Raw genomic sequence first — 23559 nt, 5'->3', positions numbered from 1 at the left:
CAGATCGTGGGTCATTAACAGTGCGTTTGCGAACATAAAAGCCGAAAATACGCCGGTCAACTCTGCAGGCCACGCCAGAAGCGCCAGGGCCGGCGCAAGACATCCGTAGGCCCACAACAGGTGGCTAAGCCACCAGATCGCAATGACATCCGTGAGCTTCAAGCGATCGGGTTTGCTTAACCACATAGGCACCTCAAATTATAAGGCGGGTGATGGGGACGCAGACTGCCCGGCCAGGGGATCCTGTTCAATCATATGCGCACGAATGTCGGCCAATAGTTCTAGATCATCCACCACTTCACCAGGCCGATAGAGGGTGCGACACTCGCGTCGAATCATCACGGCTGCATTCATGAAATCAGTCTCTGAACCGCCCTTGGCATGCGCTGCATGACGAATGGCACGAAAATGGGCCGAATCAATATCGAAATCGCCCTCCGGATTTGCTGATGTAGTCCCATCGGAGCCCAAATCATAACGCACCCGCATATCGGTAATGGAATATCCATCACCCTCTGTCGGACCACCATCTTGCTCCATCAGGAGCTTAGCGATACCTTCAATCCCCTGATCAAGAGCGTGGTCATCGATCAGAGCGCCTATCGCTTCACTGGCAGTGCCCATGCCCGTGACTTCAATCTCCCAAGCATTTACGCAAACACCATCCGCGATCGCACCTGCCGCGTCCTGCACATACTGAGCACTGACCCCTGCCTCGCTATCGGACTCCATTACCACGGATGAGTTGAGCATAACGCAATAGGATGCGTCCTGACCCGTGTTAGCGTCGCCAAGGGCCTTTACCAAGATTACTGTATCGTACATGTGCATTCCCTCGATTTATCTCATGGCGGGAGAAGAAGTGCCAGCAGAGCCCATCAGAGGATCATCCTCTGGCGCTGCATCCAGCCAATCGACATCCAGATTCAAGTGTGACCATTCGTAGCCTCCGGTCGATGCGTGATCGAAGATCTCTTCACCCGAGCGGCCATCAGTGGTCACGATATCGAAGTCGTCAAGAACACCGATCGGAATTTTGTCATGAAAGGCATCGAGTGCGGCTGCCGCCAGATGCTCCTCAGGAATATTCCCCGGCACACGTATCAGGTACCGCCCCGGAATTGTCTCATCGTCTTCGTCAAGCTCTGCACCCTCCCTTGCTGTGACGGATATGATCACCGGCACTGTCTTGTCGGTTTTGATATGCGCAGCCTCAATGCCGTTAACAGCCTTCATCACATCCTGAATACGATTGACGATAGCCAGGCCTTGATTGTCTTCCTCCTTGAGGCCGTAATCATCCATGTGCTTGAGGACGAGCGCCACGGCTGATTCCAGATGTTCGTTTATTGCATCCTGTAAGTGCTCTGGGCTGATCGGGGTTGTGGTCTGCACCTCTTCAACCTCAAAGGAATACCGGCATTCACCATACTCACGCGCATCATTCCCTTCTGTGAAACCTTTCAACAACTTGATCTTGGCTTCATCCAAGGCATATCCAATCTCTTCGCGAGACACTTCCTCCAGATAACTGCCACCCACTTCAGAGGCATCGACGCCATTGGCTTCCAGTTCCTGTAGGGCGTTGCGCAAGTCGGTTTCAATCTCGATCGAAACCCGGAATTTCTTATCGAAAATCGTCGCAAAGTTCCCTTGCATGGCATTACCGGCAGAAAAGCAGGCGTGCTGCTCCTCAAACCATTCAAATATGGTGGCGCGAGGTATTTCAGCGGCAAAATCCATAAAGGGTACAACGGTTTCCTCATTCTCATTCACCGGGATTTCTGCAAGCGCATGCCAGCGGTCAAGCAGCTCTGACAGCTTCAGCTTTGTCATTTTCGTATTCCTTCGTAGTTATTCGCTTTTCACTGCAACTCAGGTGATGCTGAACCGTTGGACGGTGCCAGCGGGTCATTCAAAGAGCCCACTTCTTGCGCATACCCGCGACACATCATCTCGCGCATATCCCAGGTATTTGCGTCAGAATCCAGATCAGCCTCTATTGCTGCATCTACCAGGCCGGTATGCGCTAGTTTTAAGGCCGTTTTGATGGCCTTTTGAATACCGACCGCCTGATTATTAATCTCCATCAGCACCTCGTTCGGGGACGACTCCATGCCATCAACTTCACGGTACTTTTCAAACGCGTGGAGGCCTTCGATATCAAAGCCGTCATCGTCAGCGTTGCAGTGTTCAACCACACGCTGGTAGAGGTTAAATGCATCTTGGTGAGACATCTGATCGCTGGTATCCAGACCCTTAGCAGCCTGGTAGCTCTTAAGGTCGACGACATTGCGCATTGCGGTGCCAATGCCGATGACGTAGAGCGGATCACTCTCGTCTGCGCTAACCGGCGGCTGAGTCGTACGTTCCATCTTTATGATAGACACCTCATTACCGTGGGGCGCGAATTTCCAACTTTCTACCATAAGGTCTGTGTCGCCGGACATGGCGCCCTCGCCTGCCATGTGCTGGAAGATGTATTCGAGCTGCTTAGCAAAATCGAACTCTTCCGCCTGGTGGTTCAACAGGTCGTACGTCACATTCAGCAGAACATCCGAATGCACAACGCTGTTGTCCGCATCACGGTTCACGTGCACAGCAAAATCATGTCGATCCACTTCGACATCAACCATACCGCCCGTCAAGAACCCTTCATGAATCCGCCAGCGGACTTCTCCATCCAATTGATTGTGAATCAGTTTCTCCGCAACTTTATAATCACCCGTGTAATCGTCAACCAGAGAGGTGTCATACACAATCTTGCATGAGGTTTTGACTTGTACTTGCATCGTGATGCTCTCCATTCACATTTTGAGTGCCAAACTGGGCGTAAGCTCCGGCATGAGCGGATCTACACTGTTCTCGGGTCCCGGCAGGAGTAGTTGCCCCCCCCCCACCTCTTCTGTTACCGAAATATTGCCCGCGCTGATGGCCGATTGAAAAATGACACCCCGCGGCGCGGAGTATCGCAAAGGATCCAACGTGTCCTGCCACCACACGCCATGTGCATCTGTGTGCTCTTTCAAGTACACGAGCGCCGCTTGCTCGAACGCAATGACAGGATCGACTCGCTCAACGTTCGCCCGTTCACACAGAGCGGCTGTTGCCTGATACCCCTGAATCTTGGTTATGCAGGTCTCATCTTCATCCGCCTCGATGAAGGCCTCTTCGTATGAGCAGTGATCCGAAAAACACTCGCCATCAAGCTCATCATCAAAAAAGGTTACGCGCCAGAGCTCTACGGGCTTCAGAAGCCCTTCCTGAACACTGAACCCGACCACCTCTGCTTGAAAGGCTGGATCCTGATCGATGGCGTAATAATCGATCAACCTCAATGACCCTTCTTGCGACGACAACGCCCAATTCTTACCAGCCACATGGCCACGCCCAATGCGACGCCAGGCATCCGGGCAATCGGAAACCGAGAGCCCTGCGCCTTCGTAGCTGAAGCGGCCAGTCTTCGGTTTCACACCTTTCACATCCCCCACGTGAGTGAGGGAAGAAAAATGACGTAAAGGGTAGTTGCCCATTGTCCCTATCCAACTGACTTGGTTTAACTGAATATATAACATACAGTCCTCGGGTGCCACACCGTGTACTTGAAGATGTTAAAATGCCGGTGAATACACACTGATTGGAGTACGTAATGAAGAAGTTGGTTTTAGCCTCATTGCTGGCATGCCCTCTGATGCTCAACACTGCGATTGCGACTGACGAGGAATACAAAGGCGGTCCTATCACAGAATCCGCTATCGAGTACGGAGCCACAAAATGTATTAACCAAGTCCGTACCGTTGATAAGTACATCAACGGTACTAACCCCCGGAACGGGGCATGGACGACAGCACCAAAGGAAAATACAGCGAACCGATATTACGCTTTCTTCAACCTTAAGAGGTTTGAGGATGACACGACCGGATTTGCACATGGCACCGTCATACCTCAGCCCGGGAATACAGGTCGTTGCGATGTTTCTATGATGCACGTAGTCACTTTCCCAAATCAGTCTTGTATAAGCGTGCGCGAAAGATTCTTCAAAGACTACGAATACATAGGTGAAGTGGCCGGCAAGCCTATTTACTCCAAAGACATGAGCAAGGTGGCCTTGGAGGATTTAACCGGAAGCTGCGTCATCGTCCGAAGCGAAGTCACCAACAACCTTCCGTGAACACCTCCAGCAGCAATCGCGCTGGGAATAGCCCCCTTGCCGCCCTATTCCCTGACCAATACGCATTGCCAACACGACCCTTGAGTCTTACCGCCATTTCGCCAACCTGGAGAATTCCACTCTCAGCATTACTGTCAGGGATCAGGGCGTATATTGGTCTACAAGCGACCTAATCCCTGACAGTATGGGTGATTCTACCCACTCCGGGCACAGCAAGAGCATGATCACGCACTCCGTTGTCAGGCTTTTGAGCGATTTCATCCGCTGTTACGCCCTGATTCCTGACGTTTCGCTATTTGAGGGTTCCCTCAGCATCCGGTGTTCGGATCTTTGTCAGGATTCAGGGCGCTTAAAGCATTTTTTTTTGCCTGCCAGCAGGACATAGACCGGTTAGACCGGTTAAATCGCTTGTTCGTGTCAGGAATCTGGGCGCACGCTGGGTCATAAGCGACCTAATTCCTGACAATATGGGTGGTTCTACCCACAAAACGGGTAGCAAAAGGATAATCAGGGGCTCCGCTGTCAGGGTTTGGAGCGGTTTCATCGGCGGTTACGCCCTGAACCCTGACAATTCGGTATATGCAGGCTACCTCAGCGGCCGGGATTTCATTCTTTGTCAGGATTCTGGTCGCTTATGGCGTTTTTCTCGCCTGCGAGCACGAAAAAACAGGTCAAACCCCGCGTGCTTGTCAGGAATTAGGGCGCATCTGACATATAGCAAAGCATCCTGTCAGGAATCAGGGCGGATATTGTCAGGGATTTGGGTGCTAGTCGTCAGGGTTCAGGGCGGATAGCGTCAGGGACTCAGGTGCAAGTTGTCAGGCATCAGGGCGTATCTTTCTGCGGTTTTCATTAACTATCAACGCGTTAGGAGCGGCCCAATACAATAACAACTTCAATAACAATACAGTAAGTAAGTATGTTAACGCTTAAAGCGCCCTGAATCCTGACATAACCATGGAATTTGGGCACGAGACGCACTATTATCCTTCAAAAGCGACTTGAACCCTGACAAAACGGATGATGCGTCATGGACACAACCACCCCAATTCCTGACAAAGAACAGTTTTTTACACCGGAACAAATGGATCTTCTGGTGCTTGAAGACTCATCCGCCCCAAGCGAACCTTTGGTGTACAAGCGCAATGAGCTGGTTCATGGGCATTACGACCTCTCTGCCATGGCGCACAAGGTACTGGATGCCATCCTCACACTGATTGATCCGTTTGCGGATGAGGTCCACCCTGTTAACCTCTCCCAGGCTGAAATGGCGCGCTTACTGGGCATTTCGCGGCAGACACTCAATGAGTGCATGGACAGTATCGTCAGCGAGCTTATGGGGATCGACCTTAAGGTGCCCTACATCCAAGAAGACTGGGAGGCTGCTGTAAGAGCTGAACAAATCCAGGCAGCACGCGAAGGCCGTGCACCTCGCAAGATTAAGAAACCGGTTGAGGGCAGCTCGTGGACCTACATCAAGTTGTTTGATCGGGCGCCCAATAACCATGAATCTCGTATCCTGACCTTTGTTTTTCATCAGCGAATTCATGCTTATATCGCGAAGCTTCGTGGTAACTACACCTACTACCAGCTTCAGCGCGTCAGGGATATGGGCGGTAAATACTCGATCCGTCTGTACAGTATATTCCGCAGCGCCTTATCCCTTAACGACGTCAAAAAAGGCGTCAAAAAGGCTATTAAGGACATCGATTACATCGAGCTTCGCAAGATGCTCGGCATCAAGGACAGTTCCTATCGGCACTTCAACAAGTTTTGTGCCGGAGTGCTGGACAAAGCGCGTAACGAGTTAATGGAAAGCGACCTCGCCTTTACCTACACCACGCCCGATCGCAAGGGGCCTAAAAGCCCCGTCAAAACTATCCGGTTTTACCTGCTTGCACATGCACCAGCAGAATTGCTGGGTGAAGTCAGCCAGGACCTGATTGAATATGATTGGGAGACCCTGTTCGTAAAAACATTCCCAAAGAAAGCACAGGAAGAGCTGCGTGATCAGTTCAGTACTGCCCGTCTGATCCGTAACGTACACTACTACCAAGAAAAGCTACGAGACGGTACGCAGATCGACCGGGGCCGCCCATGGCTGAGAAAAGCCATCCTTGAGGATTACGCAGGTGTGGCTGCACTGACAGATGGTCGCTTCCCGGCTCCCAACCACAAGGCGTTCATCAAAGATCAGTTAACCATGATCTGGTCCACACTTGATGATCTGACGCGAGATGAGTTTCTTGAGATCGGCTTTGAATCGGAGGTCATAGATGGCTTGTTCAAGGCCTACATGCGGGCGCGTGAACGCGCTCAGAAGGTCGAAGCCGAGAAACGCATGAGCAAGGCTGAACAGCGCCGGATTATAACCGAAGCTATTCTGAGCGGCGATGAAGACTGGGCGTAAATAACACTCTAGCCGCGTAATTCGCTTGCATGTGAGCATTGGTCTTGCTGGGAAAGCATGTCCGGCTCAGTGTCTGCTGTATATGCTGCAATTACCCTCACACCTGACGCCGCAACGACTTGTCCAACCGCACCCTGGAGAAGCACTTCTGCGTAATCTTTCTCCGCCTGCGACATCCCGGCGGAACCGGCCGAAGGGCTAATTTGCCCTGCACGCCAGTCGATGTCCATAGACACTTTGAACTCACAACCAGCATCACTCAGGTACCTACCCACGACCGTTGAAATCCCCGCACTGTAGTCGACGCACTCAACCTGCGAGAGGCCCAACCCCAAGAGTTCCGATGGCTGTTCAATGAGGTGGCGCTTGAAGTGTCGGTGGAGCTGGGATGTTATGTACTGCCGCGTTGAGTCCAGTATAGCTTCGCCGTTTTTCAGCACACGCTGCATAAGGTAGGCACTGCCAGTGTCCCAGCAGGCCTTATCGAGTATCGCCAGAGGATGATGCCCAGGACAGTCCCAAGCCTCTGGGTACCACACCAGCAATGCCCCTGCTGCCGGATGCTTGGTGCAGGCCTCAAACAACGTGTATGCCTGAAGCGCATGTTGTCGGGTGAATGCAACCCCTTCGCCGGCCGAGGCTAAAATATGCCTGCTGACATGACGCATGATTGACTCCGGGTCTACCCACGAACGGATCGCGCTGTGCTCATGTGAACGCGAGAGGTGCAACAAGGGCACCAGATCGAGGTGCCCTGACTCTTCTATTGGGCGACTCATGACCTCAGCCAGCATCTGCTGGCACCGCTCCCCGCTGGGGTAATCCAGCTCCCGAGTACGAAGGATGTCGACCACCGCTTTTTGGTGCGTGCACCCGTAGCGACGATAGTAAGCATGGGCGTCCAGAGCATTCAGGTCACGCATCATGCTCCCGATAGAGCGTTCAAAATCGCTTACATGCGTCATCATGTGTGCCTCGCTCAATGCTGAAGGGTGTGCGACGTAGGCTCGGGCGTGTGTGCCAAGGGGTCTTTGCTGGACGCGGGAATCTCTTCGATAGCGGTGGCCCCAACGCCCGATTCAGTCGCTTGAGCTAAGACCGTTTGGGCTTCTGACAGGCTGTAGAAGGGTGCACCAATCGGTTCTTCACCATTTGTGAGCTGCCACTTGCTCAGATTGGGCTCGATATGCTCATTCCAGAGTTCTGCACCATCCCAGTAAGCGCTGGCCTCCGACATGAGCACGATATTGCGCACGTGCCCCATACACGCATCGGGGACAACATCCCGGGCGGCCATTTCATAGGCCATGTAGGCGCGTTGCTCCCCACTATCCAGATAGGCTTCCAGAATCATATCGATCGCATCCGCTCGCTCCTGATCATCCTGGATACGCGCGACCTGCTTGATGAGCCTTGACGGCCTTTCGCCTTCCCACAACATTTCACGGATCGTACGCGGCTTCGGCAGTGTCACTTCTTTGAACCACTCATCAGGGCACTCAACAACTGTAAACGCCACCACATCACGTGAGCCGCGGGCCTCACGATAAGCTCCATTGATAGCATCCTTGGTAGTGCCAACTGGAACATAGAGCTCAACGCGACACCCTTCAGATGATACCAGTTCGTCATCAAACCAGAAGTTATTGAAATCCTGGTAGCTTCGCGCGCAGGCATTCATCGCACGGAGGATATGATCATGCTCATCATTATCGGCTTTGCGGGTATGAATTCGTGGTGCAGACATGGAAACCTCATTCACATCGGAGAAGGTGTGTACTCAGTGGCAACATCAGATAGCGGATCACTATCGGTATGTCCGAACAATACGCGCTCAGAATACAACTCGGGGTTATTGTACATCTCTTCCACAGACACCCCCTCATCATCCGCTATAGCTAACAGGTGATTAGACAGTGACTGATACTGCTCCTCAGATAAATATTGAAGCGCCATCAGGTGCAGTGGCGTAACGCCCTGATCATCCCTTAACGTCCATACTTCAATTGAACGATCAGTGTCGCAGCATCGTGGAAGCTTAAATTGGTTGTCAACAAAGGCATGGGCAACGGTACGGCCATGGTTCCCCTGAATTTCCCACTGGTCAAAACCTTCAGGCAAGCAGTCCATTTCAGCCGCTACAAACACGATAGGGTTACCCGTGACATCACGCAGGGTATCCATGTCCTCTTCCAGCCCTTTGGGCCAGCGGCCTTCAGCTAAAACGAGGGACACTTCAGTGGCGAGTCGTTGCCATAGATAAGAACTACCGCCCTTTTGGCCCAGGACGTGCGTCTTCATCTCCGGATACGCCAATGTTCCCATCTCGAACGCCACGTCAGCAACGGATACGCCCAGATCGGTCACCAGGTTCCATTGCGTAAAGTTCTCGGGTAGGGGCCGCCCCGTTGAGGCCGCCTCATGGGCGACTGACCAGCCTCTAGCACTTCGGATACGCCAGTCCTCAAAGGCGAAGTCATCGGGTAGCAACCCTTCACTAGCGGCCGCAAATGCCAGCGCTTCGCCACGATCATTCTGCAGCCGCCAGCGAGGGTCGCTCGCAGGTAGCGCTGCATCACGCATGTCACGCAGGGCAAACTCATAGGCAGTTGCAGGGTCTTTTAGATCAAGCATCACGCTGGCTCCCGATATCACATGGACGGTAACGGTGAAACACTATTCTCGCTGAGAAGGTCATCTTCAGGCAGCGCTTCAGTGAAATGCAGATAGGTGGACGCCAGCGGCTCCAAGGTGCCATGTCGATCGAAGAGATCCACCACCACCCCCTCGTCCGTCTGTTGGACTTTCACATCAACATTGCCCACACGAAGATATACCTGATCGCCAAGGTCTTCCGATGGGATCAGCCGCAAAGCGTCCAGCTCACCGTCACGGATGGCCACATGCTCAGGCGCGGGGCCCTGCTTGAAGGACAGGGTCAAAACGGTTTCAGAAGCAGGACCCGACTCGACTACGGAGAATAGGTGCTGCAGCGCCTCTTCCGCGCTGCTGGCCTCACATTCAAACGTTCGGCCTTCTTTTAGGGCCCCGTCGGCAGAGATGGTGCTGAATTCAATAACAAACGTCTGCTTTGGCACGTATCGATCGATGCGTTCGGTATTCACAGTCTGTATAGAATAATCGTCATCCAATTGTGCACTAAAACCAACCAGTCCATCGACGTAGTCAGGTGCTTCTGAAGCGTTGAATTCAGGTGAGCACAGATTTACTTCCATCTTAGCAAGCTCGGCCTTTAGATAAGCGGCCAAATTATGGGCGGCTTCATTAAGCGGCTCTACATCCACAGAATCGGTGATCATATCCGGCTTCGCCGCCTGGACCAGATTGCCATCCACAAACAGAGCAGCTGAATGCAAATGCTGGTGGTCGTCAATCCATACTTCAACCAATTGTACTTGTGCCATATCGGGCTCCCGCTAAAGATATGTGATTTAACCGGATATTAGTACACCTGCCTGCATTTGGCTAGTCTTGCCCATCAGGGTTAAGAGATACTGTACAATACTTTGTATAACCCTATATCGATAACGCGGCATCTATCGTCGCGCGCCACAGGCGAGGGATCTCCAATGCGCAAACTACAACACAAAGTGCTCTTTGCATCGATCGGCATCGTGATCAGCATGGCAATCGCCATCACGCTCACAAGCCTTGCTTCGTTTCGCGAGTTCTCAATTCGAGCGGCGCAGGAACACACACGCACCGCGGCAGAAATTGTGCTGGTATCCCTGACCGAAGCCATGATGAATGGCACCATAGATAAGCGTCATTCAATGCTCGAACGTTTGGGTAGTGTCCAAGGCCTTGACGAGGTTCGCGTTGTTCGCAGTCACCATGTCAATGAACAATTCGGAACGGGCGATATCACCGAGCGCGAACAGGATGCCCTGGATACGCAGGTCCTGCTGCAAGGGAAACCCGTTTACACGCTGGTGGGTGGCGCATTCAATCCCGAGTTCAGAGCTACAATTCCCTATATTGCCCGGGCAAGCGGCGATGTTAACTGTCTTGCTTGCCATGCAGTCGAGGAAGGCACAGTGCTGGGCGCCGTTACACTCCGCGCCTCAATCGCGCATATGAAAGAAGATGCCTTCATGACAACCGCCCTGCTGGTTTTGAGCCTGGTTCTGTTCAGTGGGTTCGCGTGCGTGGTGATTTACCGTGTCCTGCAGCCCCTGGTTACCACCGCAAATGAGATAGAACACGCCGTTGAGAAAGCCAGTGAGGGAGACTTCAGCCAGACAGTCACCCAGCGCACGCAGGATGAAATCGGTCAGATTGCACAGCAATTCAATCGTCTCTCAGCGAACATCAGCCAGCGCTTGCACGAAATTCGCGATAACGTTGCCGAGCTGGTCAAAGCCCCTCCGGAATCCAGCGGGGACCTGCTGCAGGAGACCGCCACGACTGTACAGGGACTGGTCAAGGTTTCCCGCTTCAAGCAGGCCATCGAGGAGGATGAACATGTCGATGAAGTGCACATGCGCTTGACTGACGTGATGCGAAGCGATTTCAGCGCGAAACAAATTGCGATCCATCAGATCCAGCCCGGCAAGAACAAGATCTCTGCCAGCATGGTTGACGGTGTTCCTCAGGCGCCTGCGCCATGGTGCACCAGTGATATTGCGGAATGTGCACAGCATTGCCGTGCCGTTCGCACAGGCCGTGTCGTGAACGGGCTGCGGGATTCTCAAATATGTCGAAGCTTTTCAGATGAACTTCGCCAGCAGGGCCTGCATTATCTGTGCCTACCCGTACTTCAAACCGGAGGCTCGGGTGCGGTGGTTCAATTACTCACGGATGCACACGGTATTCCTGCTCTGGCATCGGAAAGACCTCTTATTGAGTCCTATCTGCGCGAGGCCTCACCGGTACTGCAGGCCAAGCAGCTGATGGCCGATCTGCGCGAGAATAGCCTGCGTTGCGGTATGACAGGCCTACACAATCGTCGTTTCCTTGAGGAGTACTCAGAGAGCCTGGTTGCACAGATGCAGCGCCGGAATGCACCAATGAGCCTTGTCATGCTGGATCTCGACTACTTCAAACAGGTGAACGACACCTACGGTCATGACGTTGGCGATCAGGTATTGAAGGATCTGGCCAAAATCCTGAAATCCTCTGTTCGCACGTCCGACTTTGTCATTCGTTACGGCGGTGAAGAGTTCCTGCTGGTACTGCTGGATGCAACCCGCGAAGCCGCTGCACAGGTGGCAGAAAAAATCCGAGCTTCAGTTGAAGCCCATACGTTCAAGACCAGTGGCGGAACGCTCACGAAAACCATATCCGCCGGCGTAGCCGAGTTCCCACGGGATGGGGAAGCGTTCTGGCAGACACTGAAGTTTGCTGATGTGGCGCTCTACTCCGCCAAAGATGGCGGCCGCAACCGGGTCGTAGAGTTTCAGGAAGACATGTGGAGCGGAACGGAGAGCTATTGAGCGTACTGCCTCCACCCGCGCACAGTTAAATGAGCGGGTGGAGGTTCGTGTTAGGTGCCAAGCACTGGAGTGGTATCAAAAGAGGTAGTTGAGGCTGCCAGCGGATCATTCGAGGACGTTTGAGTACTTTCTTGAGTATCACACTCGGCCACGCCTCGCATAACCTGAAGAGCAACCTCGCGGGCCCCAGTAAGCTCCCCTTCCTCGAGGATGGCAAGCGGGTCGATTGGATCATCCAAGCTTTCGTACTCGAACAGATTGGCAACCAGTTCGGTTTGAGGCCCCTCCAGTTCATCAAAACTGTATTCCAGTTCAGCCCCAATCGCTTGAACGCCATACTCGTTTTGATCACATTGCAGAAGCGCCTTGACCAATACATACGGATACACGACTTCTGAGATTTCAGTCTCTTCAATCAAGGGGTGGCGGACGTGATAATTACAGTTGGAAACTGCTTCATCAAACGCGTCAGCGCTCATGGAACCCTGTGGTAACTTGAATATGTAATACGCAATGCCGGTCATCGCCTCGAAATCGTCTTCATCGAACGCCGGATCGCCTAGTGCCACCAAAACCGGCTTGTATGCCTGAGGTATTTCACCTCGCATGGTATCCATGAATTCCAGCAGATACTGCTCTACATCATCCTGGTCACCGTACAACTCCCAGTCTGAATCCAGTGATGCAACAACCTCTTCATATAAACGTTTCGCAGCTTGCTCCAACGTGAGCTCGGGCGGCCATTCTGTCTCAATACCCTCGTCTGACTCCCTCAGGTAAACCCCTACCCGACTGACCGAAATAAGCGCATCGTCCAACTCTCTCTTGATTGCGCATGTCAGGTCATCCTGAGCATTAACGGCATCTTCCGTGTAACGACCTACATAGTTACTGCCATCCCAAACCGACTCAAAGCCATCGCAGATTCGACCGAACAACTCAGTCTGCTCCCGGCAAAAATCGACCAGTGCCTCACCCGAAACCGAGGCCAAAACAGGAAAGCGCAGCTCAAGGTTGTGCCAGACTGTCATCGGAATCCCTGTCCCGAGCTCGGAAGTGTAGTCCGCTGACACCTCACGCGTGTCTGGGTTAAGCGTTATGAAGGCTGGCTGCGGACCCAACTCCCCTTCAAACTGACAATACAACGGCGCTTTACGGCCCTCTGGGAAATCGAAGTTAAACGCGAGTGAAGACATGGGTGTGCTCCTTAGCAGATTGGGCTACCTAACAGCCAGCAGCTTTTTAAACATCCAGCGACTGCCCCAGGCTCGGTCTGGAACCGGGTGCCAAGGGGTCATGCTCACGCGCATTGTCAGTGATACTATCGGAGAAAACGGAATTCCACGATTCACCGGCGTTCACGCGCATCACTTTTGTGGTGAACTCGTTCCCCGCAACGAAGGCATCCGTACACGCCAGACGATCCAGTTGGCCGCTGGTTTCAACGCGAAAGCCATCCGTCCAGGCCTCTTTCAAAAGCTCCTGATAGGTGTCGCGGGTGGTGTGACCATAGAAACCGTGCTCGTCGAAGTATGAGCAGCGCAGCCGGCCAGGTTCTGTTGCGTCCGGGAGGAACACCGCAAACCGGTCGCTTCCTCGGTTCATCAATTCAACACCTGAAAGGTCACCGCTCGCTTTACGCAACACATCTTCCATGAAGTCCTTACCCGTGGCTTCACGCACAGCACGCTCAGCAAGCCGCGCCAGCGGTCGGTAAGGAGAGTCATCGAAGAAAAAGGCGAACATCTGGAAGTTTTCTTTGAGCGACGCCCGCTCATCAGGCGATGTGCATACTTGGCGTGCCTTGGTGTAGGCATTGAAGATCGCCTCGTGTGAAGCGTCTTTTTGCGCCATTACTTCAAGCAAGGCTTGGACTTTCGGTGGTATCGTCTGGGTCATGCGCAATTCTACCAGGATTCCGATGGTTATGTTTAACCAGTTTAACCATAAATAGAATAATGCGCAAAGGGATGCAGGGTGCTTAGACCGGAAACCCCGGCGAGCTCACACCTGATTTGGCAGTATATGCGCCCTGCGCTCTTCAATCCATTGGCGCCGCTGCCGCTCCAGGTGTTGGTCGTACTCATGCTCCAGCTCGCGCTCGAAGCGATGGTTAATAGACCGGTGAAAGTGCGCAAACACCCAATCGCGATCAGCGATGAACTCGGCACGCCAACGCAGGGACGTCGGTCGCCCATCCAGCATGCCGCCATTCATCAGACGCACCTTAAGCGCCACCCCTTCAGGCCCAGAACCCATAATTTCGCACTGAAAGCAGCTTTCATAGCATGACCAGGCATCGATGCTGGCGAGATAGTCTTGTGCGTTGTTATAGAACAACGGACTAACTTCAAGAAAACTGCCAGCCGGCAGCTGGATATTCCCTTTGCTGAACGCGGCATGCCAGTCCCGAGGTGACGGAGGCCGGTGGATGCGTATGGTGCTGTGATCACGGCACAGATAATCCAGCATTACTGACAGGGTGCACGTGTCGATTTCAGATTCGGATGTCCGCTGCAGGTGCATAATATCGTCCTTATCTCAGAGATTTTTGCCTGTGGGGCAGGCATAGAAAATGAAAGTATCCCAGGTCCCATTCTTTGCCGTTGTTCCACTGGTTGATCAAATTATCGACGTAGACCTCGCCCTCTAAGCCTCTTTTTCATCACAACCCAGGTTTAAACTTGGGTGTGCTATCTAATCCAAACAAGGATACAGCTGTTGTAGCCCCTGCTAATGCCGATTCATTAAAAGATTTTTGCTTGTATTCAACAGTGTACTTCTCTGCTTCTGCAGGGTCGCTCTGAACTCTCTGGAGTATAATTCTCAACTCTGCGATCTGCTTATCGCTTGGATTCGGATAATGGTGTTGCCAATCCTCAACTAGCTGAGATGCCACCGGCAAATTGACCGATTCCAACTTGACCAGCAGCTGCGATTGTTGCGCATTTCTCAATACCTGCAGATCCTGTTCACGCTGGTTACTGAAATACCCCAGGACACTCGATGCGAGCATCAAGACGAACACCCCTATCAGTACAATCTTGCCCATTTTTCTCGTCCTTACTTTCCGTTTTATTCGACCTGCTCAAAACCCATTCATTGGAAGTCTAACACTCACCCTAAACCCGTTTGGACGCTTGCTCTTGCTTTATTCGGGCTGCGTGTAAACCCAGCGAAGCTCTGCTTGACCAACAGGCGAAATCTTGCTTACAGGCGTAGGCGAGGATCAGCGTTGCAACCCCATAGATAATCGCTTTCATACTTTGTACGCTCCAAGTTTCATCCTTTCCGTTGTTTTGGTTAACCGTTTACCTGTCGTGATTTCAGGATCAAAAATAAAAAAGAGATGTTTGTTATTGAAAACTGAGCGACAAGAAGCAGCTTTAAATCGACAGGCGACACCCATTGTTCGCCACTCAAGAAATAGGGAAGCCACAACCCTACAGCACCCGCTAATAGAAAAAGAGGCCCAATCGTTATGCTGGCCAACCACACGAAGCGCTTTTGACCTCGATTTAGGCTTCGCCAGCGAGTAGCCATTATATGAACGCGATTCATAAACCTTTTATCCTTTACGTGGTTTCGTTATTCGTCAAAGCACGCGGCTTCGGCTTGGTATTTCTTACGGCGCTTCATTGGCCCTTCGAGCGCCAAAGCTACTCCCCCTGCTCCCATAGCCAATACAAGCCACATGGAGAATTGATCACCTTTAAACCCTAACCAAACAGCAACAGGAACACTTAATACAGCGATTCCGGCATGAAGAATGTGCAGGCCTTTTTGCCTGGCGAACCAAAGTAGCAAGAGGAAATAAATCAGTAGTGCAGTATTCAACAGGATGGTTTCCATTCTTTGTCACCCCTTTCCGTGTTAATCGCGGTAGGCCGCTTGAAGCTGTTCCAACAACCGGTTTGCAGCCCTGAAACCTTCAGGGTCGTTACGTGCAACAGCAATCGTTTCAATGATGTCTTCAGCAAGCAATTCTTCTTTGCCGGAAGACGCTTTGATCATCTGAAGCAGTTTTACCTTGATCTCATCTGTAACCGGCCCTCTTGCGAACTTGTGCCGACCTGTCGTGTATGAAGCCATTCCCATCTCCTTTTCGTGGTTTCGTTATTGACCTGAGGTGATTAGATGTCCGCTTATATCAACGGTATCCACTTCTAAGGATCGCCAATTTCTTGATTGCGCCCGAATACGTTCCATAAGCACCTGAATTTCCGAGCTTTGAAGTTGGCGACCGCCAGAACAAAATCTCTCACGGAAAGTCACCAAGGGCATCCAGGTCGTTAGGAGATTGCGACCTTCTGAATCCTGGGATATGCATTGCAAGTCCTCTTCAAAACGAGGTTTCCAGTAGTCAGTTTTCGCCCACTGCAAGAACGCTTCTACATCGGCGCCCTGTAAAATGATCGGTTCTATAGCATCAACGGGCTGAGTAATTGCAGCGTCAAGGTCGTGCTGGTACGGCCACAATTCTAGTGGCATTGACGGGTTAATATCTTCAAGAGTAGCCATGTCTTCCTTTCCGTTTATTCGTAGCTATCAATATGATTCAACAACCCCAGAACAGCTTGAGCATGCTCTGGGTCGTTACCCTTTCCGGTCTGGTTAGGTCGATGCTTTTTTAAGCCAGAATGCTTTTCGAGCAGCCAAGACACAGATAATAAAAAATGATCGACAGGGCGATACCCTTTACCTCCCCATCAGCCGGTACTAATCCAAAGAGTTGCGAGTGGTTGACTAGCCCCCATGAGACAGCAGCTAATACGCCTAAGACTCAGTCGCTGATGCGATGCTGTCGGGATGAATCAAATGCGCTGCGCCTCGATCCGCGTTCCAAACCCGAAGCATCTTCGACCACTCCTGCACTTCAAGATCACTAGCACCTACAGGGCGATTTTGGGCGCTGATCGGAGGGAGTATTTTGCGAACCTTGACTTCGCCTGGCACAACTTCGCCGGTTGGGGCCGTCCAGTCCTTCAGCTTGATGCTATACGTCTGGCTCACCTCAAAATCTGCAGTATTCATGCTTACTCCTTGGCCGGTAAGCGGCCCGATCCAGCGTTACATGCTAGGGCTGGTGCCATCGTTTCCATCAAGCTGGTCCAGGTAGAATCTATTCGACCTGCTCAAACCCATTCATTGGCAGTCTATCACTCACCCTAAACCCGTTTGGACGCTCTAGGTAAATCCGGCCTTCCCCAGCATCCACTGTTTTCCAGGGCTCTCTGGTTCCATCCGAGAGTGTGATCCACGTTTTGGTGCCAGGCTCAAGCGAAAATAACCAGCAAGCGTAAGAATCCCCGAACCCATTGTTACAGCGATCTGTACCCACTACAGTTCCTGCTCTATCACCAAGGTTTAGACCTCGCCCATCTGGAATTGACGAAACGGTGGGAGCTGGTAGCTGGTACGTCTCTGCTAGGCTCTGACCAACCTCTTTCGCATCGCAACCAGAAAGAAAAGTTGCCATGACAATGCATCTGAGTGTCTTAGGCACGCCATGCCCCTCCTTTCCGTTGTTTCACGACTTGATCAGGCTGTCGACATACACTTCCCGGCAGGCGACATCAATGTCGGCTGCGCGCTTGGCTTCGGCCTGGCGCAGGGCTCGTGCATCCCAGTATGTTCGCATCGCTTCGACCTCGCCCAGCGTGAACACGCGACCTTCTTCCTGCACCCAGTCCCTATATTGGCGGATGATGTCGTCTTCTAGCCACTCCTTAATCTCCAGGCAAACTGCGCGATCAGCGTCCGAAAGGGCAGCCAGCGCGATCCGCGCTGGCTTGATGCGATCTTCCTGCTTGCTAAGCCATTTGCGCACAGCGGTACCAGTAGCAATACCAACAATACTAACAATACTAACAATACCAAAAGTAAGAGCTGCAAGATCATCAACAGCAACGCTAGCACTACCAACAACACCAATAACACAAACAACAACAATCAAGGCAGATAAAGTGACTAAAGCGTTTGAAATGGTTGGAACTGCTGAAACGACTGAAAAATCAACAGCAACAACAGCAACAACAGCAAAATAAACCCAGGGGAGCCAACCCCAGTGGGCATTACCGGCGATACTGGCCGCCAGCACAGCAGCGGCCAGAGCTGCCAGTATCCATCCATGAACGCGAAGTCGGCGATTACTTGCCGCGATCTGATCGGACAGTGCATTGCGTCTCAGTTCCAGCTCCGCTGCAGACAGCGGCTTTTGAGTGATGTCGAACGGTGTATCCATGGTCATGTCCTCCCTGTGATGTGGCTTTACTTTAGTTCCCTTTGGGAACGGTTGCAAGCCTTTCGATCAGCTGATTTTTCCGGCCGTTATCCTTCCCGCTACTTACCGTATGGTTGCACCATAGAACTTTTAAGTGCTTTGAGTTGATTCGACAAATATCCAACTCGAACCAGCGGCCCCAGCCAAACGAAGGTAATCATTACCATATAGATGGGCGGTTCGTTATTCCTGATTAGAACAACCAGGATCACACCAAATGCCAAGGAAGCTACATAGTTGCCATATTCTGATAGCTTATTCATAAGTGTCCTCTCCGTTGTTTTGTTTAACGCGACTGATACAGCGGATCCGCGCCGATATAGACCGCTTCAGGTGCTTCTGGCCATTCCTCTCGGATCGCTTGGAAATCACCTTCGTTCCACGCTCGCAGGAACTCGATTCCACCAGCAGATCCCTCTTCAAGCGCGAAGGCTATAGCAGCTACTGCTGCGTTTGGCTCTGTGTCCGTACCTGCTTTTCCTTCCAGGGCATCTGCTAACTCTGTGAAAGCAGCGGCAAGATCCCGCATTTGGCCAACCTCATCCGCCAAATCACCCATCTCATATGCCATCGTAATTTCTTGGCTACAAGGAGCATCGTCTACGAAAATGCCTCCGTAGTTGAGCTTTGATGTGAGATTGCGCTCTGCCTGCGTGACTCGTTCATTCATCAATTCAGCTCCTTTCCGTTGTTTAATGATGCTTCTCTCTATAGTCAGCAACCACATGCAAGCTTTGAATTAGAAATGCCGACAAAGGGAGCGCATAGATTGAAAGAAATATAGGCCTGTAAGAAGGGGTTGCAGGTTGCCAAATCCCCATTTCAACAGGAATCCCTAGCACAAGACCCAGCAAGACCAGAAAAGCGCCACTGTAAGCGAGGCTATATGCAAGCTTGATGTGAATATAAAGCAGGTCGTCCCCTGTCCAGGGACGGAACCTCCGGTGGATCAGTACCCATCGGGCAATGTTATCGTGCAATCTCATTTCTGTTCACCCTTTCCGTTGTATCAGACTTGTTCGCCACATTCGCGATCATACAGACGGGCATATTCACCATCCGCGAGAAATGACCGCCCCACGGCCAATGCCAATTTTCGGAGCGACGGGATCTGCTCAGCAGCTTTCACAAAGTCCCTAATGGTTTTCCCCTCTGGGAGTGCTGCAAGTACCTCTTCAGCCTCAGCGGTTTGCTCAGATGTAAGAGGTACATCAGCCCCAAGCGAGAGCATTGATACAACTTCCGAGGTCACACCTGCGTCTATTGGATTCAACGTATTGCTTTGCATTTCTAAACATCCTTTCCGTGGTTTCGTTTCACTTCCGCAGAACCCTACTGACAGGCCCTGGGGAAGTGGACCGGTGACCGGCCCGATCCAGCGTTACATCCTCGGGCTGGGATCTGCTTTGTTATCGATCAGGTCTAAGCCATCAGAATTAAAAGCTATTTCGTCGGAACATCCATTGGATGAGGACTGCTCAACCAACATGTCGTTCTTGGTTGCTTCGACCTCTTTCATGACCTCCCGGCATACCACATAGCAGGCGCCGCGCTTCGTTTGCAGTCCGTGAGTGTAGGTTCGACCCCCGGAGTAAAACCCACCGCTCGGAAGTGGCCAGGTTTCGGCACCAGCACGAACCGCCCGACACGCCGGAGCTGCACCAATCGTTTTCCAGTTGTAGTAGTCCATGGGCTCTAAGCTCCCGTTCCCTTTCCGTTGCTATTGAGCTTTGTTCCACATTGCCATTAATACAGTGCCAATACATATCGCTCCCACACACGACAGCAAGATGCCTAGCCACATGGTGTTTGGCATCTTCCCTTGAAGGTCTGCCGAAAACAAAACAGCACCAATGAACTCAACAAATAAAGCAGCAATCCAACACAGCTTTATATTGCCTTCGATAAACTTAGGAACCCCGCTAAAGTTTTTCGCATTTTTTCCCATCGCCATATCCCTTTCCGTTTTATTTGCTGTAAAAGTATTCAATCGGTGGCAACTGATACCATGTTTTCTGGAAGAATATAAAAGGAGCTATTGGCACCACCAGCCAGCACTTCAGCTTGTATTTCACCGAACTGAAATAAGCTTCATTGCGATCCCAAGCCATCATCAGAGCCGTTTTATATCCGCCGAGCATGAACCAAGACCATCCAAAATAAGCAACCCAATGGCCGCTGGCTGGAACAAGAAAGGTCTCATATATGTCAGGCGCAATAATTTGAACGGGCAGTCGCCACATGAGCCATGCAAGGCCTCCAATGAACACACCAAAAAGAATTAGGGCAGCGTATCGAAATGGCATAGTTAGGTCCTTTCCGTGGTATCACTGATTAACCAAATTCTCGATATACACTTCCCGGCAAGCGGCATCAATGTCGGCCGCCCGCTTGGCTTCGGCCTGACGCTTGTCTCGTGCATCCCAGTATGTTCGCATCGCTTCGACCTCGCCCAGCGTGAACACGCGACCTTCTTCCTGCACCCAGTCCCGGTACTGACGGATGGTGTCGTCTTCTAGCCACTCCTTAATCTCCAGGCAAACTGCGCGATCAGCGTTGGCAAGGGCTGCAAGCGCGATCCGCGCTGGCTTGATGCGATCTTCCTGCTTCCTAAGCCATGCGACGACAGCAATAATCCCCGCAACGCCGCCAGCAACACCATAAGCAGCCGCAACACCACCAACATCAAAAGCAACAGCAACACCAACACCAACACCAACAGTAACCCCACCAACAGCAGCAACTACAGCAGCAACTACAGCAGCAACTACAGCAGCAACTACAGCAGCAACTACAGCAGCAACTGCACCAACAGCAACACCCGCAACAGCAGCAACAAATTGACCCCACGAGAGCCAGCCCCAATGGGCGTTACCGGCGATGGCGGTCAAGAGCACAATGGCTGCTAGAGCTACCAACATCCATATGAGCATGCGAGTCTTGCATTCACCAGCCGCGATCTGTGCCTTCAGCGCTTCGCGCTTCTGTACCAGTTCCAGTGCAGACAGCGGCTTTTGGGTGATATCGAGTTGTTCAGCCATGATTTTTCAGTCCTTCCCGTGACTTGTTATATTGCTTCAGTTTAGTTCCCAATGGGAAGCTAAGCAAGTGTTTCGATCACCTGAGTTAACACGCTTCGTCTTCAGTTCAGTTGGCTGAAAATATGTCGCCAACGTTTCACATCCACAATTTTTTGGCCATCGAGATCATGAAGAGCCTGACAACAGATCCACGAAAGCTTGCCCGCCTCAAAGCTAACTCCGTCTTCTGTGATCGCTCCCTGGACCGGCCAGGCGATCAGCTCACCATGCGCCTCTGATTCGACCAAAACAGGCACATCTGGCCGCCAGCAATTCACTGGCATGTTCGGGGGTTGTTGTGTAGTAAACCAGTTATTCATGTGTCTGACACCTTCTACAAATATTCTTGAACCGTGCTTATAGTTTGACCCAGGTAACGGCACCACGCGGATGCTTGTATGGACGTGGCTCAACGAAGCGTATCGGCCTTTCCATTACCCATGGATAGCGCCAGTTTTCGAGCTCTTTCAAGCGCTCATTAGGAATATGGTGCTTTGCTGTTGCCGCTACCATCTCTCTGTACGTCTGGAGTGGCAACGAGTCAGTTAGTTCGATCGAGCCTAAAATCATTCCACTGCCTTTTGCTATCAATCCGATCCGTCCCCGGATATGGGTATGGCGGCTACGCATTTCCCAAGGTTTGACACCAGAGAGCAGTAGCTCAATCCAAGGATGATCAACTATTAATGCTCGTTCCAAGAATAGTCTCCTTTTTAGACTCAATGAGAACCATGCCTGTCCTAGCAACTTCAGCAACAAGCTCTTGTACAGACCTGATAGGCAGGTTCGTTGAAAAATACTGTTTTTGGCCCGGGAAATTATCAACATATATTCGCCACTCCCCTTCACCGAGATAGGAGATCATTCCAATCTCCTGACCATAATCACCATACACCATAAAAGCTTTAATTTTGTCACTATATGTATGACAACCATCATTTTCTATCGGTTTCACATTACTGAAATGTTTATCCAGCGCTTTTCGACATAAAGTTGTACTTACATTCCCTGGGTCTGCCATGGATAACTCCTTCAATAAATCAAATATAAATCAAGAACCATATCTAGAATTTCAACATCGTTCCGGTAGTTAAATCATATCTTTAAGCGCCTCAACAAAAATCTTTTCATGTAGAAAGGAGAGACTATTTAATAAAAAGGTGGCGCATGCCACCTTTTTATTGGCTTAGAGGTTGAAATAACTCCAGTTGGTCTGCTCACCTGACTCATTCAGGAGATAGACACTTTCCCAGTTGGGGTTTGTGTCGGGATCATCAGCCAGGTCGGGAAGGTTTTCATCAATACACTTCGCCAAATTGGTCATGATGGTATTGCGCTCTTCTTTACGGAATGACTTACCAACAAATACGGCGCGTACTCCAAATGTAGGCACAGTCTTGACTTTGCCATCAACGATATAGTTGACCTTAGATTCAACGTAAAACGGAGCCTTATCTTGTAATTCGTTGAAATTAATAGGTATGAGATCGTATTTTCCAGTATCCAACAGCTGCTGAACCGGCGCATAGGGGTGGCCACCCACCAGCAACACAGGCACTTGAGGGTCATTGCGCTTGGCTTCAGGCACTTCGACTACATCAAGCCCCAATGACAAAAAGTAGCTTATGGCTTTGCCACTGACAATCGATCCACCCCAGGAGCCAATCGTCTGCCCTTTCAGCATATCAATTGAAACTGTCTCAGGGGCTTCGCTTCCGCCGCCCGTCCACGAGGCAATTTTCGACCACATACCATCATCATTAGAGCCGGGTTTATAGTTTTTTGGAACCAGCAAATGCCCACTTTCAAGGTGAAGAGGAGTGATGATCTTCAAGTTATTCGGGTTGTATTTACGTGGCTGAGTTTTGCCGAAGTACTGCAATACATCTTCTTGGGTTACAGCAGCCGAAAATAGCTTGGAACCAATGCCCATCAGGTTTTCAACTGAACCGGAAGTAATGGCGGTTATAAACTCTTTATCCCCCATGACGTCAGCCCCACCACAGTAGGTTTGGATGTCATCGCCCATACCCTTATAATTACCAGTAGGACCGCCGGTCCCGACATTAAAGGGCTTTGAGTCGATGCTTTCAGTAGCGTGAGCAGTGCTCACAATAGCCATCAGGGTTAGTGCAACAATTTTAGCCTTAAACATGATA

Annotated in this window: 30 protein-coding genes; 3 read left to right on the top strand and 27 right to left on the bottom strand. The window is 51.4% G+C overall.

Features of this window, described 5'->3' with window-relative positions:
* Positions 1 to 198: 198 nt before the first annotated feature.
* The 4 genes from ACAM29_RS20530 to ACAM29_RS20515 are packed head-to-tail and all read right to left on the bottom strand — an operon-like array spanning position 199 to position 3473.
* A complete protein-coding gene (locus tag ACAM29_RS20530) occupies positions 199 to 825 on the bottom strand; it encodes a hypothetical protein (RefSeq protein WP_369625443.1) in 627 nt (208 codons plus the stop codon).
* 15 nt (positions 826 to 840) lie between these two features.
* Positions 841 to 1836, bottom strand: a complete 996-nt coding sequence (locus tag ACAM29_RS20525) for a hypothetical protein (protein WP_369625442.1) — start codon at positions 1834 to 1836, stop codon at positions 841 to 843.
* Between the two features lie 29 nt (positions 1837 to 1865).
* Positions 1866 to 2792, bottom strand: coding sequence for a hypothetical protein (locus ACAM29_RS20520; protein WP_369625441.1), 927 nt, complete (start codon positions 2790 to 2792; stop codon positions 1866 to 1868).
* Positions 2793 to 2807: 15 nt separating this feature from the next.
* Complete coding sequence (locus tag ACAM29_RS20515; protein ID WP_369625440.1) at positions 2808 to 3473, bottom strand: hypothetical protein; 666 nt, start codon at positions 3471 to 3473, stop codon at positions 2808 to 2810.
* A 176-nt stretch (positions 3474 to 3649) separates the two neighbouring features.
* Between ACAM29_RS20515 and ACAM29_RS20510 the strand changes: the two genes are divergently transcribed.
* Both ACAM29_RS20510 and ACAM29_RS20505 read left to right on the top strand, forming a co-directional pair.
* A complete protein-coding gene (locus ACAM29_RS20510; protein WP_369625439.1) occupies positions 3650 to 4171 on the top strand; it encodes a hypothetical protein in 522 nt (173 codons plus the stop codon).
* Between the two features lie 1030 nt (positions 4172 to 5201).
* Positions 5202 to 6581, top strand: a complete 1380-nt coding sequence (locus ACAM29_RS20505) for a replication initiation protein (protein ID WP_369625438.1) — start codon at positions 5202 to 5204, stop codon at positions 6579 to 6581.
* An 8-nt stretch (positions 6582 to 6589) separates the two neighbouring features.
* Here ACAM29_RS20505 and ACAM29_RS20500 read toward each other — a convergent pair whose 3' ends face one another.
* From ACAM29_RS20500 to ACAM29_RS20485, 4 genes are read right to left on the bottom strand one after another with little or no spacing between them, the layout of a single operon-like run.
* Complete coding sequence (locus tag ACAM29_RS20500; protein WP_369625437.1) at positions 6590 to 7549, bottom strand: hypothetical protein; 960 nt, start codon at positions 7547 to 7549, stop codon at positions 6590 to 6592.
* Positions 7550 to 7560: 11 nt separating this feature from the next.
* Entirely contained in the window at positions 7561 to 8328 is a 768-nt protein-coding gene (locus tag ACAM29_RS20495) for a hypothetical protein (protein WP_369625436.1), read from the bottom strand.
* 11 nt (positions 8329 to 8339) lie between these two features.
* Entirely contained in the window at positions 8340 to 9215 is an 876-nt protein-coding gene (locus ACAM29_RS20490) for a hypothetical protein (RefSeq protein ID WP_369625435.1), read from the bottom strand.
* A 17-nt stretch (positions 9216 to 9232) separates the two neighbouring features.
* Positions 9233 to 10006, bottom strand: coding sequence for a hypothetical protein (locus ACAM29_RS20485; protein WP_369625434.1), 774 nt, complete (start codon positions 10004 to 10006; stop codon positions 9233 to 9235).
* A gap of 165 nt (positions 10007 to 10171) precedes the next feature.
* On the opposite strand from ACAM29_RS20485, the gene ACAM29_RS20480 reads away from it, so the two are divergent.
* Positions 10172 to 12037, top strand: coding sequence for a diguanylate cyclase (locus ACAM29_RS20480; RefSeq protein ID WP_369625433.1), 1866 nt, complete (start codon positions 10172 to 10174; stop codon positions 12035 to 12037).
* A 50-nt stretch (positions 12038 to 12087) separates the two neighbouring features.
* Here the strand turns inward: ACAM29_RS20480 and ACAM29_RS20475 are convergent, their stop codons facing one another.
* From ACAM29_RS20475 to ACAM29_RS20385, 19 genes are all read right to left on the bottom strand, one after another.
* Complete coding sequence (locus tag ACAM29_RS20475; RefSeq protein ID WP_369625432.1) at positions 12088 to 13233, bottom strand: hypothetical protein; 1146 nt, start codon at positions 13231 to 13233, stop codon at positions 12088 to 12090.
* Positions 13234 to 13279: 46 nt separating this feature from the next.
* Positions 13280 to 13936 carry a hypothetical protein gene (locus tag ACAM29_RS20470; protein WP_369625431.1) on the bottom strand — a complete coding sequence of 219 codons (657 nt, stop codon included), beginning with the start codon at positions 13934 to 13936 and terminating at the stop codon, positions 13280 to 13282.
* Positions 13937 to 14041: 105 nt separating this feature from the next.
* Positions 14042 to 14563 carry a hypothetical protein gene (locus tag ACAM29_RS20465; RefSeq protein ID WP_369625430.1) on the bottom strand — a complete coding sequence of 174 codons (522 nt, stop codon included), beginning with the start codon at positions 14561 to 14563 and terminating at the stop codon, positions 14042 to 14044.
* A 139-nt stretch (positions 14564 to 14702) separates the two neighbouring features.
* The gene (locus tag ACAM29_RS20460) at positions 14703 to 15089 is read right to left on the bottom strand and encodes a hypothetical protein (protein ID WP_369625429.1); all 387 of its coding nucleotides are present in this window, start codon (positions 15087 to 15089) and stop codon (positions 14703 to 14705) included.
* Positions 15090 to 15625: 536 nt separating this feature from the next.
* Entirely contained in the window at positions 15626 to 15889 is a 264-nt protein-coding gene (locus ACAM29_RS20455) for a hypothetical protein (RefSeq protein ID WP_369625428.1), read from the bottom strand.
* Positions 15890 to 15910: 21 nt separating this feature from the next.
* Positions 15911 to 16129: a hypothetical protein gene (locus ACAM29_RS20450; RefSeq protein ID WP_369625427.1), complete on the bottom strand. Its 219-nt coding sequence runs from the start codon at positions 16127 to 16129 to the stop codon at positions 15911 to 15913.
* Between the two features lie 24 nt (positions 16130 to 16153).
* Positions 16154 to 16558, bottom strand: coding sequence for a hypothetical protein (locus ACAM29_RS20445; protein ID WP_369625426.1), 405 nt, complete (start codon positions 16556 to 16558; stop codon positions 16154 to 16156).
* A 255-nt stretch (positions 16559 to 16813) separates the two neighbouring features.
* A complete protein-coding gene (locus ACAM29_RS20440) occupies positions 16814 to 17071 on the bottom strand; it encodes a hypothetical protein (protein ID WP_369625425.1) in 258 nt (85 codons plus the stop codon).
* A 496-nt stretch (positions 17072 to 17567) separates the two neighbouring features.
* A complete protein-coding gene (locus tag ACAM29_RS20435) occupies positions 17568 to 18281 on the bottom strand; it encodes a hypothetical protein (protein ID WP_369625424.1) in 714 nt (237 codons plus the stop codon).
* 325 nt (positions 18282 to 18606) lie between these two features.
* Complete coding sequence (locus ACAM29_RS20430; RefSeq protein WP_369625423.1) at positions 18607 to 18990, bottom strand: hypothetical protein; 384 nt, start codon at positions 18988 to 18990, stop codon at positions 18607 to 18609.
* 339 nt (positions 18991 to 19329) lie between these two features.
* Entirely contained in the window at positions 19330 to 19608 is a 279-nt protein-coding gene (locus tag ACAM29_RS20425) for a hypothetical protein (protein ID WP_369625422.1), read from the bottom strand.
* Between the two features lie 93 nt (positions 19609 to 19701).
* Positions 19702 to 20010 (bottom strand): hypothetical protein, encoded by a 309-nt coding sequence (locus ACAM29_RS20420; RefSeq protein ID WP_369625421.1) that lies wholly within the window; start codon positions 20008 to 20010, stop codon positions 19702 to 19704.
* Between the two features lie 30 nt (positions 20011 to 20040).
* A complete protein-coding gene (locus ACAM29_RS20415; protein ID WP_369625420.1) occupies positions 20041 to 20274 on the bottom strand; it encodes a hypothetical protein in 234 nt (77 codons plus the stop codon).
* 13 nt (positions 20275 to 20287) lie between these two features.
* Entirely contained in the window at positions 20288 to 20626 is a 339-nt protein-coding gene (locus ACAM29_RS20410) for a hypothetical protein (RefSeq protein ID WP_369625419.1), read from the bottom strand.
* A gap of 21 nt (positions 20627 to 20647) precedes the next feature.
* On the bottom strand, positions 20648 to 21361 hold the full coding sequence (locus ACAM29_RS20405) for a hypothetical protein (RefSeq protein ID WP_369625418.1): 714 nt from the start codon (positions 21359 to 21361) through the stop codon (positions 20648 to 20650).
* Positions 21362 to 21462: 101 nt separating this feature from the next.
* Positions 21463 to 21720 carry a hypothetical protein gene (locus tag ACAM29_RS20400; protein WP_369625417.1) on the bottom strand — a complete coding sequence of 86 codons (258 nt, stop codon included), beginning with the start codon at positions 21718 to 21720 and terminating at the stop codon, positions 21463 to 21465.
* 37 nt (positions 21721 to 21757) lie between these two features.
* The gene (locus tag ACAM29_RS20395) at positions 21758 to 22099 is read right to left on the bottom strand and encodes an ASCH domain-containing protein (protein ID WP_369625416.1); all 342 of its coding nucleotides are present in this window, start codon (positions 22097 to 22099) and stop codon (positions 21758 to 21760) included.
* Positions 22077 to 22421, bottom strand: coding sequence for a hypothetical protein (locus ACAM29_RS20390; RefSeq protein WP_369625415.1), 345 nt, complete (start codon positions 22419 to 22421; stop codon positions 22077 to 22079). Before ACAM29_RS20390 ends, ACAM29_RS20395 begins: the two co-directional genes overlap by 23 nt.
* Positions 22422 to 22586: 165 nt before the next feature.
* Positions 22587 to 23555, bottom strand: coding sequence for a TAXI family TRAP transporter solute-binding subunit (locus ACAM29_RS20385; RefSeq protein ID WP_369625414.1), 969 nt, complete (start codon positions 23553 to 23555; stop codon positions 22587 to 22589).
* Positions 23556 to 23559 lie beyond the last annotated feature (4 nt).

It is taken from the genome of Marinobacterium sp. BA1 (genome assembly GCF_041155135.1).
Taxonomy (GTDB): Bacteria; Pseudomonadota; Gammaproteobacteria; order Pseudomonadales; family Balneatricaceae; genus Marinobacterium; species Marinobacterium iners.
The sequence above is the reverse complement of the archived record's forward strand: the minus strand, read 5'-3'. Positions and strand labels throughout refer to the sequence as shown.